The 14324-nt window shown below is 71.5% G+C and carries 12 protein-coding genes and 1 pseudogene; 8 read left to right on the top strand and 5 right to left on the bottom strand.

Translation table 11 applies throughout. The annotated features are described in order from the left end of the window. Window positions 1-667, bottom strand: a pseudogene (locus QMG73_RS30125) (hypothetical protein); the annotation flags it as partial. An 8-nt stretch (window positions 668-675) separates the two neighbouring features. Next, window positions 676-3393, bottom strand: a complete 2718-nt coding sequence (locus QMG73_RS30130; protein WP_281901289.1) for an exo-rhamnogalacturonan lyase family protein — start codon at window positions 3391-3393, stop codon at window positions 676-678. A 157-nt stretch (window positions 3394-3550) separates the two neighbouring features. On the opposite strand from QMG73_RS30130, the gene QMG73_RS30135 reads away from it, so the two are divergent. From QMG73_RS30135 to QMG73_RS30145, 3 genes are all read left to right on the top strand, one after another. Further along, the gene (locus QMG73_RS30135; RefSeq protein WP_281901290.1) at window positions 3551-4540 is read left to right on the top strand and encodes an NADPH:quinone oxidoreductase family protein; all 990 of its coding nucleotides are present in this window, start codon (window positions 3551-3553) and stop codon (window positions 4538-4540) included. Between the two features lie 65 nt (window positions 4541-4605). Further along, window positions 4606-5400: an NAD-dependent protein deacetylase gene (locus QMG73_RS30140; protein ID WP_281901374.1), complete on the top strand. Its 795-nt coding sequence runs from the start codon at window positions 4606-4608 to the stop codon at window positions 5398-5400. Further along, entirely contained in the window at window positions 5397-6305 is a 909-nt protein-coding gene (locus QMG73_RS30145) for an alpha/beta hydrolase family protein (RefSeq protein WP_281901291.1), read from the top strand. Before QMG73_RS30140 ends, QMG73_RS30145 begins: the two co-directional genes overlap by 4 nt. A 112-nt stretch (window positions 6306-6417) precedes the next feature. Here the strand turns inward: QMG73_RS30145 and QMG73_RS30150 are convergent, their stop codons facing one another. From QMG73_RS30150 to QMG73_RS30160, 3 genes are read right to left on the bottom strand one after another with little or no spacing between them, the layout of a single operon-like run. Then, window positions 6418-7812, bottom strand: coding sequence for a M1 family metallopeptidase (locus QMG73_RS30150; protein ID WP_281901292.1), 1395 nt, complete (start codon window positions 7810-7812; stop codon window positions 6418-6420). Between the two features lie 10 nt (window positions 7813-7822). Next, window positions 7823-9268 carry an MFS transporter gene (locus QMG73_RS30155; RefSeq protein ID WP_281901294.1) on the bottom strand — a complete coding sequence of 482 codons (1446 nt, stop codon included), beginning with the start codon at window positions 9266-9268 and terminating at the stop codon, window positions 7823-7825. Window positions 9269-9316: 48 nt separating this feature from the next. Further along, window positions 9317-9802, bottom strand: coding sequence for a MarR family winged helix-turn-helix transcriptional regulator (locus QMG73_RS30160; RefSeq protein ID WP_281901295.1), 486 nt, complete (start codon window positions 9800-9802; stop codon window positions 9317-9319). Between the two features lie 145 nt (window positions 9803-9947). Between QMG73_RS30160 and QMG73_RS30165 the strand changes: the two genes are divergently transcribed. From QMG73_RS30165 to QMG73_RS30185, 5 genes are all read left to right on the top strand, one after another. Continuing rightward, window positions 9948-11216, top strand: a complete 1269-nt coding sequence (locus QMG73_RS30165; RefSeq protein ID WP_281901296.1) for an SGNH/GDSL hydrolase family protein — start codon at window positions 9948-9950, stop codon at window positions 11214-11216. Window positions 11217-11324: 108 nt separating this feature from the next. Further along, window positions 11325-11708: a hypothetical protein gene (locus QMG73_RS30170; RefSeq protein WP_281901297.1), complete on the top strand. Its 384-nt coding sequence runs from the start codon at window positions 11325-11327 to the stop codon at window positions 11706-11708. A gap of 108 nt (window positions 11709-11816) precedes the next feature. Continuing rightward, window positions 11817-12575 carry an SDR family NAD(P)-dependent oxidoreductase gene (locus QMG73_RS30175; protein WP_281901299.1) on the top strand — a complete coding sequence of 253 codons (759 nt, stop codon included), beginning with the start codon at window positions 11817-11819 and terminating at the stop codon, window positions 12573-12575. Between the two features lie 23 nt (window positions 12576-12598). Next, window positions 12599-13390, top strand: a complete 792-nt coding sequence (locus tag QMG73_RS30180) for a TIGR04222 domain-containing membrane protein (RefSeq protein ID WP_281901301.1) — start codon at window positions 12599-12601, stop codon at window positions 13388-13390. 69 nt (window positions 13391-13459) lie between these two features. After that, entirely contained in the window at window positions 13460-14254 is a 795-nt protein-coding gene (locus QMG73_RS30185) for an alpha/beta fold hydrolase (RefSeq protein ID WP_281901303.1), read from the top strand. Window positions 14255-14324 lie beyond the last annotated feature (70 nt).

Consider the following 14324-nt stretch of genomic DNA (forward strand, 5'->3'; position numbering starts at 1 on the left):
CCAGCGTGGTGAGGTTGGCCCGGTAGTCGTCGGCGGTCGTCTGCTTGTCGTTGTGTCCAAACTGGATGAGCACGACGTCGCCGCGGTTCAGCAGAGGGCTCATGGTGTCGAACAGTCGCGGGTCGGCCAGGAACGAGCCGCTGCTCTCGCCCGAGTCGGCGTAGTTGGCCACCGTCACCCCGCGCAGGTGTTGCGGGATGGCCTGGCCCCAGCCGGTGTAGGGGAAGGTGTCCTGGTCGGTGACCGTGGAGTCGCCGGCCAGGTACAGCATCGGAGTGCGTGGCCGGGCCGGTCGGACCGACACGTGCCGGACGTGCGGGTCGGCGCCCGTGAAGGTCAGCGTGAGGCCGGGGCTGCCCACGCCCGTCTTGGTGGGCTCCCCCTCGGGCTCGCGTACGTTCACGCGGAACGTCCGCCGCGCGTACTGGCCCGCCGCCGTGGCGACTTCGGCGAGCATCATGCGGCGGGCCTCGGCCCGGACCGCCGTCGACGCGGCCACCTCCGGGTCGCCGAGGACCACGGTGACGTCGTAGTTGCCCGGCGGTACGTCAATGTGGCAGACGATCGGCGCGGCCCCTGCGCAGGACGGTACTGGCCGAGCGGTCGCGAGAGCCGGACCCGCGACGGCCAATGTGGACGCGACGGCGGCCAGTGCGGGTACCAGCATGGCGGGCCTCACGGCGCGGTGATCCGGTCGCCGACGAGCGCCAGGTTCTGGATGGCGGCGAGACCGTACAGGGCCGTCGTGTTGGTGGAGACCCACGTCGCGGCGTCGGTCGGGTTGAGCGTCGACGTCACGTGCTGGCTGGTCCACGGCAGCGCCGGTCCGTAGCCGTCGCCGGTGTAGAACTCCGACCAGGCTCGGGTGGCCAGGTCGGCGCGGTTCAACCGGACGGCGGCGTAGGCGGTGAGGCGGGCGTGGCCCTGCCGCAGGATGAGGTTGCCGAAGTGCGCGCCGCACTCGGCGGTCTGCTCGGCCCGGGTGCCGTTGAACAGGCGGCAGTACTGCAACCAGGCGGCCTCGAACGCGGGCATGTCGATCAGGTCGATCACCTCGGCGCAGACCTCCACCAAGCCGAACATGGCGCTGAGGTGGGACACGCTGACGGTCTTCGCGGTGACCGGGGCGAACCGGCCGGTGTCCAGGTCGTACAGGCCGCTGCCGGTGACGAAGCCGTTCGGCATGGCGCCGATCGTCTCCATCGTGCCGACAAGTTTGGCGCGCGCGACCTCCGCCTTGGGCCCGCGCCGTTCCCACTCGGCCAGCCACGCGGCGGCCAGGCCGCTCCAGTCCGTGCCGAGGCCGATGGACAGCGCGTGCGGGTCGGGCGTGTACGGCTCGGTGCGGATCTTGCGGATCGGGTCGAGGACAAGGAACGTGCGGTCGGAGTCGACCAGCTCGGTGAGCAGGTCGCCGGTGCGCTCGTCGGCGGTCAGGAAGTAGTAGATCCGCCGGTAGACGGCCGTGCTGATGCGCTGCTGCTTGGCGCTGTCGGCCCAGTGCTGCACGCCGTGCCGGGTGCCCAGGCCGGCCCACTGGCCGAGGTGGTAGACGTCTACCTCGCCGGTGTGCCGCGTCATGGCCTCGGCGAAGCGGTAGATGTCGGCGCGGCCCGAGCGCAGGAACGCGTACCACAGCCACAGGTCCGGGGAGAGTTCCGAGTTGTCCCAGGCGTACCCGCCGACGTCGTACCGCCAGACCAGCCGGTCCTCGTCGAAGGTGTGCATGATGTCGCCGTAGTCCCAGAACCCGTACCAGTGCCGCTGCTCCACCTGCTTCTGGTAGAAGCCGAAGAGGAAGTCGAGGTGGTCCTCGATGACGGCCTTGACCGGGTGGCCGCGGTCGACGGGGCTGAACAGCCCGCCGAAGACCTTCGCGGCGACCAGGTGGTCGACCGGGTTGATCAGCTGCGGCGGGGTGCGGACCTGGTCGGCCATCGCGCCGAGCCGCGCCGCCGGTGGCGTCGCGCCCAGCGCCCACAGGGTGATCTCGCTGGTGCGGGCGATGCCGTACGGCGTACCGAAGCCCGGCTCGTAGTCCTCGTACGTGATGTTGAGGCCCTCGAGCTGCTCCGGGTACGTGTCCTGGCCCATGCCGTCGTGGTAGAACCGGGTGTCCATGACGCCCGCCTCGGGCGACCAGAGCCACACCGTCACCTCGGCCTCGTCGCTCGCGGCGCCGCGGATGTCCAGCTGGGTGGGGTGCCGCTGCCAGAAGTCGCGCAGGCCGAAGGCGAAACCGCCGCTCACGCCGCCGACGTAGCCCAGCCCCGAGGCCCGCGAACCCTGGTCGACGGCGACCCACCCGTACCCCTTGCCGGTCCGCTTCCGCACCGTGAAGCCCTCCGACGACAGCTGGCTGAGCGTGTAGTCGCCCCACTCGGGGATGTACTGGAGCCGGGTGGTGACCCGCTGGTCCCAGGTGGCCGGGTCGGGGAGCTTCGTACCGGCGATCTGCGCGGCCCGCACGGTGGCGCCGGGATCCCGCCGCTGGCCGGTGATGCCCTTGACCGCCTCGCTGAGCATGCCGTGGCCGTCGCCCACGAAACGGACGTGCCGGTCGTACGCCGCGTCGCGCATCGGCACCTTGAACCGCACGCCGAGCCCGGCGATGTAGTCCTTGGAGCCATCCCGGTCGTAGACGAAGGTGTGCGCCATGCGGACACTCTCGGCGCCCGCGTAGAAGTACAGCCGCACCGTGAACGGCAGCCACGACCGGCCGTGCCTGCCCTCGATGCGCACCACGGCGCGGACCGGACCGCTCTGCTCGACCGTGACCGCGCGGATGTCGCTCTCGAAACGCTCGCGACTCGGGGCCTTCTCCTCGTCTTCCACGATGCGGTCCTGACGCAGGGCGACCAGGACACCCTTGCGGGCGATCTCCACGTCGCCGCGCCAGATCTGGCCGATCAGTTCCCGGCCGGACTTGCGGACCCTCACCTTGATGACGCCGGTGTCGACATCGACGTAGTTCTTCCGGTCGGTGACCGTGACCGCGGTGGCGGGTGCCGCGGGGGTGCCAGCGGCGAGGGTGTACGAGTCTGCCGGGGTGTCCGGGGCGACGGCGTGCGCGCTCCACTTGAGAGTGCCGTCCGGCCAGTACGCGAGGGGCCAGCTCTGCAGCGGGACGGGACTGCCGTCGGGCGCGCTGAGCTGGAAGGTCTGGGAGGCCGGGACGGTGCCTTTGGCCCAGGGCGTGCCCCAGGTGGAGGTGGCCGCCGCGCCGGGCCGGCCCTCCAGCCAGGTCAGCTTGACGTCGGGCACGGCGACCTCTGGGACGAGCGCGGGCGGGTTCGCGGCGGCCGTGGGGGCGGTGAGATTCTGGGCCAGCAACGAGGTCAGGGGAACGGCGGCCGCGCCAGCGAGCACGTGCCGGCGGCTGATCGGACTCATGGGGTGACCTCCGGTGAATGTGCGGGACGGTGAATCACCACCCCGACCAGCGAGTTGGCCAGCAGGAAAGCGCATTCACGACCGTATTGTTGAACCGTCTCAATGTCAACGGCGCCCTTGACCCTCACGTAAGCGTCACGGATTTAGCGTCGCCGCCATGATCCCCACCACGATGCGTGCCCTCGAACAGACCACCCTGACCGGCCCGAGCGCCATGCGCCTGCGCGCGAACGCACCGGTACCGGCGCCCGGACCGGGCGAAATACTGATCCGCGTCACCGCCGCCGGGCTGAACTTCGCCGACGTGATGCAGACCTACGGCACCTACCACGGCGGCCCGAACGCGCCCTACCTGGCGGGCTTCGAGGCCGCCGGCGAGATCGTCGCCCTGGGGGCGGGCGTGACCGGGCTGGCGGCCGGCGCACGCGTGCTCGGCACCGGATACGGCGCGTTCGCCGAGTACATGGTGCTGCCAGCGGCCACCGCCATGCCGGTACCGGCGGGCTGGACCGGCGAGCAGGCGCTCGGCCTCGTGCTGAACTGGGCCACCGCGCTGGCCGCGGTCCGGCCGCTGGGCCGCCTGGCCGCGGGCGAGACCGTGCTGATCCACGCCGCCGCGGGCGGCGTCGGCCAGGCCGCGGTGACGATGGCCAAGCACTACGGCGCGACGGTGATCGCCGTCGCCTCCGCCGACAAGCACGACCGCGTGCGCGCGCTGGGCGCCGACCAGGTCATCGACGGCCGGCACGCCGACATCGCCGCCGAGGTCCGGCGGCTGACCGGCGGCGCGGGCGCCGATCTGGTACTCGAATCCACCGGCGGCGCCACCTTCGGCGCCAGCCTCGCGGCGGCCAGGCGGGTCACCGGCCGGGTCGTCGTGTACGGCACGGCCGGCGGCGAGGCGGCGGTCACCAACTGGGAGCTGGTGTTCGCGCACCAGGTCCAGGTGATCGGCCTGCACATCGGCGTACTGGCGCAGTCGGCACCGTCGATCTACGGCGAGCTGATGGCGGAGCTGTCCGCGCTCCGCGCCGCCGGTGTGCTCGCTCCCGGCGAGCCCACCGTGTACGAGCTGGCCGACGGCCCGAAGGCGCTCGCCGAGTTGGAGGCCCGAACGACCGTCGGCAAGCTGGCGCTGCGACCGTAGCCGGCTATCGGGAATCCGTGAGGCACCATTGGTGGGTGCGTGACGCGACCGAGAAGCTGGCCGGCATGGTGGCCGATGGTGGCGTCGCGGTGCTGACCGGCGCCGGCATCTCCACCGAGTCCGGCATCCCGGACTACCGCGGCCCGGACGGCGCCGAGGTCCGGCGCGCCCCGATGACCTTCCAGACGTTCACCGGAGACGCCGCCGCCCGCCGCCGGTACTGGGCACGCAGCCACATCGGCTGGCGGACGATCGCGCGGGCCGTGCCCAACGCCGGTCACCGCGCGGTGGCCGAGTTGCAGCGGCGCGGCCTGCTCACCGGCGTGATCACGCAGAACGTCGACGGCCTGCACCAGGCGGCGGGCGCGTCCGGCGTGATCGAGCTGCACGGCAACCTGGACCGGGTCGTGTGCCTCGGCTGCGGCGACACCACGGGCCGCGACGACCACGACCAGCGGCTGCGGATGGCGAATCCGGTCTTCGACGCCCAGGTGCTCGCGGTCAACCCGGACGGCGACGTGGACCTGCCCGACGAGGCGGTCGACCGGTTCCGGGTCGTCGACTGCCTGTCCTGCGGTGACGGCACGCTCAAGCCCGACGTGGTCTTCTTCGGGGAGACCGTGCCGCGCCCCCGGGTCGACGCCAGCTTCGCCACCGTCCACGACGCGCGCCTGCTGCTGGTGCTCGGCTCCTCGCTGACCGTCATGTCGGGCCGGCGCTTCGTGTTGCGGGCCGCCAAGCTCGGCATCCCGGTGGCGATCGTCAACCGCGGCTCGACCCGCGGCGACGACTACGCCACGCTGACCGTGGACGCGCCGCTCGGCGCCGTCCTGCCCGAGATCGTCCGGATGATGAGGTGATCGTTCTGCGTCGGTTGACCGCGGTGCTGCTGGCCGCCGTACTGGCTGGATGTTCGAGCGCGAAGCCGGCGGCGTCCGGTGGTGGGGCGCCGACCACGCCACCGCCGGCCACGACGGCGGGCGCGGCGCCCGCCCAGGAATACAAGGTCAAGACCCGCGAGCTCGCGCTCAACCGGGACGGGACGCGTCCGCTTCCGGTGACCATCTGGTACCCGGACACGAGCACCGGCAGCTTCCCGGTGATCGTGTTCAGCCACGGTCTGACCGGCCTGCCCTCGGACTACCGGCGGCTGCTCGCCGACTGGGCCGAGGCCGGCTTCGTGGTGGCCGCCCCGACGTACCCGAACACCAACAAGAAGGCCGCCCAGGTCAACGCGCTCGACGTGGTCAACCAGCCGGCCGACGCCTCGTACGTGCTCACGCAGGTGCTGGAGCTGAACGACAAGGCCGGCGACAAGCTCAACGGGCGCCTCGACACCGAGCACGTCGGGGCCTCCGGGCACTCCGCGGGCGGCATCACGACCGTCGGCATGTTCACCGTGTACCGCGACCAGCGGCTCGACGCCGGCATCGTGCTCGCGGGCAGCGCCCTCGGCATGGGCACCGGCTTCCGGGGTCCGGACGCGCCGCTGCTGTTCGTGCACGGCGACGCCGACGCGGTCGTCTCGTACGCCTCCGGCAAGGCCGCCTACGACAAGGTGCCATGGCCCAAGGCGATGCTGACGATGCTCGACGGCGACCACGGCCAGACCCTGCTGCGCGCCGGCAACCCGGCGTACGACGTGGTGGCCGGCGCGACGACGGACTTCTGGCGCTGGACCCTGTACGGCGACCCGGCCGCCAAGGACCGCATGGCCGCCGACGCTTCCAAGGCCGGCCTAGCCACGCTAGACGACCAACTCTAGTGATCAGGGCTGTGAACGGTCCGAGTCGCCTACTCCGTCGTGCGCAAGCGCCGCGCGGCGACTCGGACCGTTCATCCCTCAAGTCGCCCTAACGACTTGAGGGACGCCCTGATCACCAGGTGGTCGGCTTGGTGGGCTGGTACAGCCAGGTGTCGAAGAACGCGTCGAGCTGCTGCCCGCCGCGCTTCTCGGCGAGCGCCACGAAGTCGGCCGTCGTGACGTTGCCGTCGCGGTTCTTGGCGTACCAGTCGCGCAGCAGCCGGAAGAACGCCTTGTCGCCGATCTTCACGCGCAGCGCCTGCAGGGTGGCGCCGCCGCGGGCGTAGACGGTGCCGCTGAACAGGAACTGCGGCCCGCCCACGTTCCCCGGTGGCCGGGTCCAGGTCGGGTCGTCCGCCGGGGTGGCGTACACCTCGTCGAACGACTGCTGCGCGGTCTGCCCGCCATGCCGCTCGCTGTAGATCCACTCGGCGTACGTGGCGAAGCCCTCGTTGAGCCAGATGTCGGGCCACACGGTGAGGCTGACGCTGTTGCCGAACCACTGGTGCGAGATCTCGTGCACGACGGTCGACGGGTCGGGCGTGCGGTCGTACTGCGACTTGGTCTGCGACTCCAGCGCGTACCCGACCTCGGGCGCGTGGTCGACGATCCCGCCACCGCTGCTGAACGGGTACCGGCCGAACAGGTCGGAGAAGAAGGCGATGACCTCGGCCTCGGCGGCCAGCCGGTCGAACGCGCCGTTGGGCACCTCGACGGGGTCCACCGCGTGGTACAGCGGGATCTTTCCGGCCTTGCTGACCCGCAGCTCGAAGACGCCGTTGGTGGCCGTCGCGAGGTACGGCGCCATCGGCGAGTCTTCCCGCCAGCGCCACGTGGTCTTGTCGCCGTGGTTCCGCTTGCCGACCAGGCGGCCGTTGCCGATCGCGGTGATCCCCTTCGGCACGGTGATGGCGAAGTCGTAGGTGGCCTTGTCGCGCGGGTTGTCGTTGGCCGGGTACCAGCCCGGTGAGCCCTGCGGCTCGTTGACCACGAAGGCACCGTCTGCTGTGGTCACCCAGCCCTCGCTGCTGCCATCGGGGTCGATGACCTCGGTGGGCTGGCCGTTGTATCGCACGGTCACCACGAACGGCTTGTGGCGCTTGAGCGTCACCTTCGGCGTGATGATCAGTTCCTGGCCGTCGCGGCGGAACTCGGCACGGAGCCTGTTGACCGTGATGCCGGTGACCGTGAAGCCGCGCAGGTCGAGGTTGAACCGGCGCAGTTCCGTGGTCGCCTTCGCGGTGATCGTGGTGGTGGCGTCGAGGTGGTTCGTGGCGCGCACGTAGTTCAGGTCGAGCGAGTAGTGCCGGACGTCGTATCCCCCGTTGCCGGCGAGCGGGAAGTAGGGGTCGCCCAGCCCGGCGGAACCGACCGCGCCGTGCCCGCCGGCCACCGCGGGTGCGGCGGTGAGGGCGAGCACGGTGGCGGTCGCTGCAACTGTGATCGTGGCGGCGCGCAGCACGTTCATGGCCAGCACCCTACTGGGCGGCGGCGACCACAGTGGTGGGTTCGGGCTCCTCTACCGTGTGACGCGCGGGTTCGCGCAAAAGCACCACCGTCGCGACGAACGCGGCGATCAGCAGCCCGGCGCCGGTGGTGAAGGCCAGCCGGTACCCGCCGGCCATCGCCGCGGCCTCCCCCGCGCCGCCCGCGAGCAGGTCACCGGTGCGCGAGGCGGCCAGTGTGGACAGTACGGCCACGCCGAGCGCGCCGCCGATCTGCTGGGTGGTGTTGAACAGTCCCGAGACCAGGCCCGCGTCCTCCCCGCTGGCACCCGACATCCCGAGGCTGGCCAGCGCCGGCAGGACCAGGCCGCCGCCGGCGATCAGCAGCATCACCGGCAGCAGGTCGGTGACGTAGTTGGCGTGCACCGGCAGCCGCACCAGCAGTCCGAGCGCCCCGATCAGCAGCGCCAGACCAGCCAGCAGCACGCGGCGCTCCCCGTACCGTGAAATCAGCCGCGCGGAGACCGCGAGCGACACGGCGCCGATGCTCACCGCGGCGGGCAGCATCGCGAGGCCGGTGGTGAGCGCGCTGTACCCGAGCACCCGCTGCATGTACAGCGCGACGATGATCTGGAACGCGAACATGGCGGCGATGGTCAGGACCTGGACCAGGTTGGCGCCGGAGACGTTGCGCGAGCGCAGCACGCGCGGCGGGATGAGCGGGTTGCTCGCGGTGGCCTGCCGGATGGCGAAGCCGGCCAGCAGCGCGGCGGCGAGCGCGCCGTAGGCGAGCGTCGGCGCGGACGCCCAGCCGTGCTCCTCGACCTTGACGACGGTGTAGATGCCGACCATCAGCCCGGCCGTGACCAGGGACGCACCGATCGCGTCGGCGCCGGCGCGCAGGCCCGCGCCCCTGTCGGCGGGCAGCGTCCAGGCGCCCAGCGCGATCGTGGCGAGCCCGATCGGCAGGTTGATCAGGAAGATCCAGTGCCAGTTCAGGGCGTCGGTGAGCACGCCGCCCAGGACCTGGCCGATCGAAGCGCCGGCCGCGCCTGTGAAGCTGAAGACGCCGATCGCCTTGGCGCGCTCGCCCGGGTCGGTGAAGAGCGTGACGAGGATGCCGAGGCTGACGGCGGCGGCCATCGCGCTGCCCACACCCTGCGCGAACCGCGCGACGATCAGCATCGCGGGCGAGGTCGCGGCGCCGGCGAGGACCGAGGCGGCGGTGAAGACGGCGGTACCGGCCACGAACATCCGCTTGCGGCCGATCAGGTCTCCGAGGCGCCCGGCGAGCAGCAGCAGGCTGCCGAACGCGATCAGGTAGGCGTTGATGACCCAGGTCAGGCCGCCCGGCGAGAACCCGAGGTCGTCCTGGATCGCGGGCATGGCGACGGTGACGATGCTGCCGTCGAGGATGGTCATCAGCAGCCCGGTGGCGATCACCGTGAGGGCGAGCCAGCGGGAACGGTTGTTCGTCATGAGACCGACCGTAGCGGATAGTTCCGTTACAGACAATCTCTATGTGATCTAGCTTGCTTGACGCGCCCGCCTCGCGGCCCTCGGCGCCTCGGCGGGAGTCTCCAGGTGTCCGGTGACCAAGCGCCCCAGCGCGCGCAACAGGACCTCGCGCTCGTCGGCGGGCAGGCTGGCGAGGGCGTCCTCGTGTACCTGGTCGACGATCTGCTGGCTGCGGTGCGCGAGGCTGGCCCCCTCCGCGGTGACCGCGATGATCCGCGCCCGCCGGTCGGTACTCGACGGGCGGCGCTCAGCCAGCCCAGCCTTCTCCAGGGCGTCGACGGTGACCACCATCGTGGTCTTGTCCATGTCACCGAGCTCGGCGAGCTGGATCTGGGTCCGCTCCTCCTCGAGAGCATGGACGAGCACGCAGTGCATGCGGGTGGTCAGCCCGATCTCCGCGAGCGCCGCGGTCATCCGGGTGCGCAGCACGTGACTGGTGTGGTCGAGCAGAAACGACAGGTCAGGACTCGTACGAGCCGGCGCCATGGCAGTCATCCGTCAAGAGTAGTCCCGTGACAGATCATCCCGTCAGAACATGCCGACCGGGTCTCACCGGGGGCCGCGATCTCGCGACCGATGAGTTTCACTTGGTCGATCGGTCTGACCGGTTGAGCGTTTCCGACCGAGAGTGAGGTACCCCATGAGCGTGACGCACCGCGAGCCTGGCCGGCGCCGGGTGCTGGCCCTGCTGATGGCGGCGCTGGTGGCGATCGTCGCGGCCGTCGTCGCGACGGCCACGCCGGCCGGCGCCCACCCCGGCGGCCGCTGGAGCGCGTCGTGGTCCACGTCGATGATCGCCTCGTTTCCGGAAGCCTTCGGCACCCCGAACTGGTCCGGCGGCTTCGACGACCAATCCGTGCGGCAGCCCATCCGGGTCAGCCGCGGCGGGGCCGCCGTGCGCATCCGGGTGTCCAATGTGTACGGCGCCGAACCGCTGCGGTTGACCGGTGCCAGCATCGCGCGGGCCGGTGAGGGTGCCGCCGTGCGCCCCGGTTCGCTGCGCCCGGTGACGTTCGACGGGCGACGCTCCACTGTGGTGCCCGCTGGCCGCGAGCTCCCCTCCGACCCGGTGGCCCTGCCGGTCGCACCGCTGGAGCGGCTGACCGTGACGCTGTACTTCGCGCGGCCCACCGGACCGTCCACATTCCACCTGATGTCTTTCGCCACGTCGTACCGGGCCGGCGGCGACCACCGCTTCGACCGGTCGGGTACGGCGTTCACCGAGACGTCGCAGTCCTGGTACTACCTGTCCGGAGTGGACGTGGTGGGCGCGGCACCGCACCGCGACCGCGGCACCGTGGTCACGTTCGGCGACTCCATCACCGACGGCGCCTTCTCCACACCGGACGCCGACAACCGGTACCCCGACGAGCTCGCCGAACGGCTGGTCGCCGCCGGCCGCCGCCTGGCTGTCGTCAACGCCGGGATCGGCGGCAACCGGGTACTCGCCGACGCGGACGGCTTCGGCGAGCGCGCCACGGCACGGTTCGAGCGGGACGCCCTCGACCAGCCCGGCGTGCGCAGCGTGATCGTGCTGGTGGGCATCAACGACATCGGGATGCTCGGCGGGGAGCCAATCACCGCGGCCCAGCTCATCGACGGCCACCGCACACTGATCCGTGCCGCCCACAAGCGGGGCGTACGCGTCATCGGCGCCACGATCCTGCCGTTCGCGGGCACCGTGTATCCGGGATACTTCACCGAGGCGGGCGAACGGATCCGCGACGAGGTCAACCACTGGATCCGCACCAGCGGCGAGTACGACGCCGTCGTCGACCTGGACCGCGCTCTCGCCGATCCCGCCGCCCCGGACTTCCTGCGGCCCGGGTACGACGGCGGTGACGGCCTGCACCCGAACGACGCGGGAATGCACGCCATGGCCGAGGCGATCGACCTCGACAGCCTGTAACGGTCACGTACGCGCTGCAGGACCACAAGGAGCGCAGCAAGAAACAACCCCATGTGACGTCTCATCGATTCCTCCCCAGGAAGGCTACTTATGGCGCGACGTGGGTCGATGCAAGCGGCTGATCAGGTCGCCGCGAACATCTGGCCCGCCAGGCGCCGCGAGTTGTCGATGGCCGCGAAACCGCGCAATCCAGATGGGGTCCGCCTGCTGGCCTGGAACGGCCTCGAATACACCGGATCCGAGGCGCCCCCGTCGTCCGGCATGTTCGCCGAAACCATCGACGAGCTCCGGAAACGGCAAGAGGCGGGTGACCTGCCCGCCGATCTCGATCCGGCCTGCCTTGTCGTCATGCTGATGGCGATGGCTATGGCCCCCACCACGCTGCCGCAGATCATCGAGGGCACCTGCGGCGCCGACCCCCGCTCGCCCGAATTCCTCGACCGGTTCGCCGGCCAGGTAGCCGTTCTGGCGAGGCACCTCGGGCTCGGCTGAACAGCAGGGCCCGCGCACGCACCCGTGATCAGGGCGTCCCTCAAGTCGTCAGGGCGACTTGAGGGACGCCCTGATCACGGAGAGGGGGTGCCGCAATAGGGTGGCTGGGTGAGTGAGCAGAAGGTGGCCGTGGTGACCGGGGCGGCGCAGGGGATCGGGCGGCGCGTGGCACAGGTACTGGCGGCGGAGGGCTACGCGCTGGCCCTGCTGGACCGGCAGCCCGTCCCCGACGGCGACGCGTTCTCGTACGCGGGCGACGTCAGCTCGCAGGCCGACGTGACCGCGTTCGCCGCGGCGGTCGACGACCGGTTCGGGCGCGTCGACGTGCTCGTCAACAACGCCGGCATCGCGTTCATCACGCCGCTGGAGGAGACCACCCTCGAAGACTGGCAGCGCGTCCTCGACGTCAACCTGACCGGTCCGTTCCTGCTGAGCCGCGAGTTCGGCCGGCGGATGCTCGCCGCCGGCGAGGGCGCGATCGTCAACATCGCGTCCGTCGCCGGCCTGCGCGGCGTCGCGGACCGGGCCGCCTACAACACCAGCAAACACGGCCTCATCGGCCTGACCCGCACGCTCGCCGCGGAGTGGGGTGGCCGAGGTGTACGCGTCAACGCGGTCTGCCCCGGCTGGGTTAAAACCGAGATGGACGTCGAGTCGCAGGCGTCCGGCGCCTACGGAGACGCCGACATCACCAACCACGTACCGATGGGCCGGTTCGCGTCGCCCGACGACATCGCGCAGGCGGTGGCGTTCCTGGCTGACCCGCGACGCAGCGGCTTCGTCAATGGCGCCGCGCTCTCCGTCGACGGCGGCTGGCACGCTGACGGCTCCTGGCAGTCCCTCCGCCTCGACGCCCGCGCCCGCTAGCGTCCACATCGCACACTGGTGCCGTGGCGGACTTTCTGGTCGGGTACGGGATTCTCGCGGGCGCGGCGCTCGCCTGTGTCGGGGTGGTGCGCTGGTTCGCCGGACGCGGACCAGGCACGCTCGACCGGCCGCCCGCCGTGCTCGACCTGGCCTATCTACGCGGTGGATTCACGCACGCCTGCCATGCCTGCCTCGCTGGGCTGCACCGCGCCGGAGCCATCCGTCCTGCCGAACTGTCCACATTGGTCGCGGTCGGTCCGCCGTCGGAGGCGTGGCCGCCGCTGATGGTGGCTCTCCACGCCGGCCTGCGCACGGCCCAGTCCTGGACGCACGTTACGGCCCTTCCCGAGGTGCTCCGGGCCGGTGAGCGCGTGCGGCGGCGCCTGCTGCGGCGCGGCCTGCTGCTGTCGACGACGCGTCAGCGATGGATGAAAGCGGCCACCGCGCCGCTGTTCGCCGTCGCGGCGGTGGGCGTCGCTCGCCTGGTCGCGTCGGCCGCCGGCGAGGCACCGGCCGGCAAGCCGGGCGAGACCGTCGGCCTCATCCTGGCGGTCACGGGTACGGCGCTGGCGGGCTGGCTGCTGCTGGAGGTGCCCGCTGTCAGTGGTGCCGGCCGGCGCGCGATCCGGCGGGCCGCTCGCGAGCTCCGAGCGGCACCCGAGGGCGGGTCCACGGCGCTGGTGATGCGGAAGGTCGCGGTCGGCGGCCGGCGGGCGCTGGTGGCCCTGGCTCCCACCATCGCCGTCGTCATCGGCGTGTCGTGGGGCAAGCGGGCCCCGTTCTACGTCGCGAGAAGTGGATCACGCATCCGCTGACGTGTCCCTCGCCACAGTGGCGCTGGCGGCGCGGCAATCTTGTCGGTGCCGGGCGGCATCATGGCTCGCGTGACACTGCACTACGTGGAAAAGGGCGCCGGGACGGCGGTGCTGGCGATTCATGGGTGGACACCCGACCACCGCCTCATGCTCGGCTGCCTGGAGCCGGTGTTCGAGACGGCACCCGGATATCGCCGGCTCTACGTCGACCTGCCCGGCATGGGGCGCTCGCCGGCACCACCGTCGATCGCCAGCTCCGACGACGTGGTCGAGGCGGTGTTGGAGTTCGTCGACGAGGTCATCGGCGACGCGCCGTTCCTGCTGATCGGCGAGTCCTACGGGGGCTACATCGCCCGCGCGATCGTCCGCGCCCGGCCCGAGCAGGTGCGCGGGTTGGCCATGATCTGCCCGGTCGGCGTCGCTCTGGAACGCGCCGACCGCACCCGCCCCGAGCACGTGGTGCTGCGTCCCGACCCGGAGTTGCTCGCCGCCACCGACCCCCGGGTCGCCGCGGAGTTCGAGGAGGTCGCGGTGGTCCAGACGCCCGAGACGCTGCGGCGCTTCCGCGACGAGATCCTGGCCGGTCTCGACCTCGCCGACACCGAGGCGATGGCGCGGATCGGAGCGCGGTGGAAGCTGAGCGCTTCGCCGGAGAGCGGCCCGCCCTACACGCGGCCGTCGCTGATCATCACCGGGCGGCAGGACTCCAGCGTCGGCTACGCCGACCAGTACGCGTTGTTGCCGCATTACCCTCGCGCGACGTTCGCGGTGCTCGACGTGGCCGGCCACAACGCGCAGATCGAGCGGCCCGAGCTGTTCGACGCGTTGACGCGCGAGTGGCTCGACCGGGTGGCCGCCGAGTAGCCGGCCGTCGGAGCTCGCGCCGGTCAGCCCATCGGGTCGCGGAGGTGGTAACGGCGATCAGGTCGCCCAT

This window comes from Phytohabitans aurantiacus, from assembly GCF_027923225.1.
Taxonomy (GTDB): domain Bacteria; phylum Actinomycetota; class Actinomycetes; order Mycobacteriales; family Micromonosporaceae; genus Phytohabitans; species Phytohabitans aurantiacus.

Coding starts and splice junctions, on each gene's coding strand:
- QMG73_RS30140 (WP_281901374.1), top strand. CDS start 4,606: ATGGTGGCCGATGGTGGCGTCGCGGTGCTGACCGGCGCCGGCATCTCC.
- QMG73_RS30130 (WP_281901289.1), bottom strand. CDS start 3,393: ATGAGTCCGATCAGCCGCCGGCACGTGCTCGCTGGCGCGGCCGCCGTT.
- QMG73_RS30135 (WP_281901290.1), top strand. CDS start 3,551: ATGATCCCCACCACGATGCGTGCCCTCGAACAGACCACCCTGACCGGC.
- QMG73_RS30170 (WP_281901297.1), top strand. CDS start 11,325: ATGCAAGCGGCTGATCAGGTCGCCGCGAACATCTGGCCCGCCAGGCGC.
- QMG73_RS30160 (WP_281901295.1), bottom strand. CDS start 9,802: ATGACTGCCATGGCGCCGGCTCGTACGAGTCCTGACCTGTCGTTTCTG.
- QMG73_RS30165 (WP_281901296.1), top strand. CDS start 9,948: ATGAGCGTGACGCACCGCGAGCCTGGCCGGCGCCGGGTGCTGGCCCTG.
- QMG73_RS30150 (WP_281901292.1), bottom strand. CDS start 7,812: ATGAACGTGCTGCGCGCCGCCACGATCACAGTTGCAGCGACCGCCACC.
- QMG73_RS30155 (WP_281901294.1), bottom strand. CDS start 9,268: ATGACGAACAACCGTTCCCGCTGGCTCGCCCTCACGGTGATCGCCACC.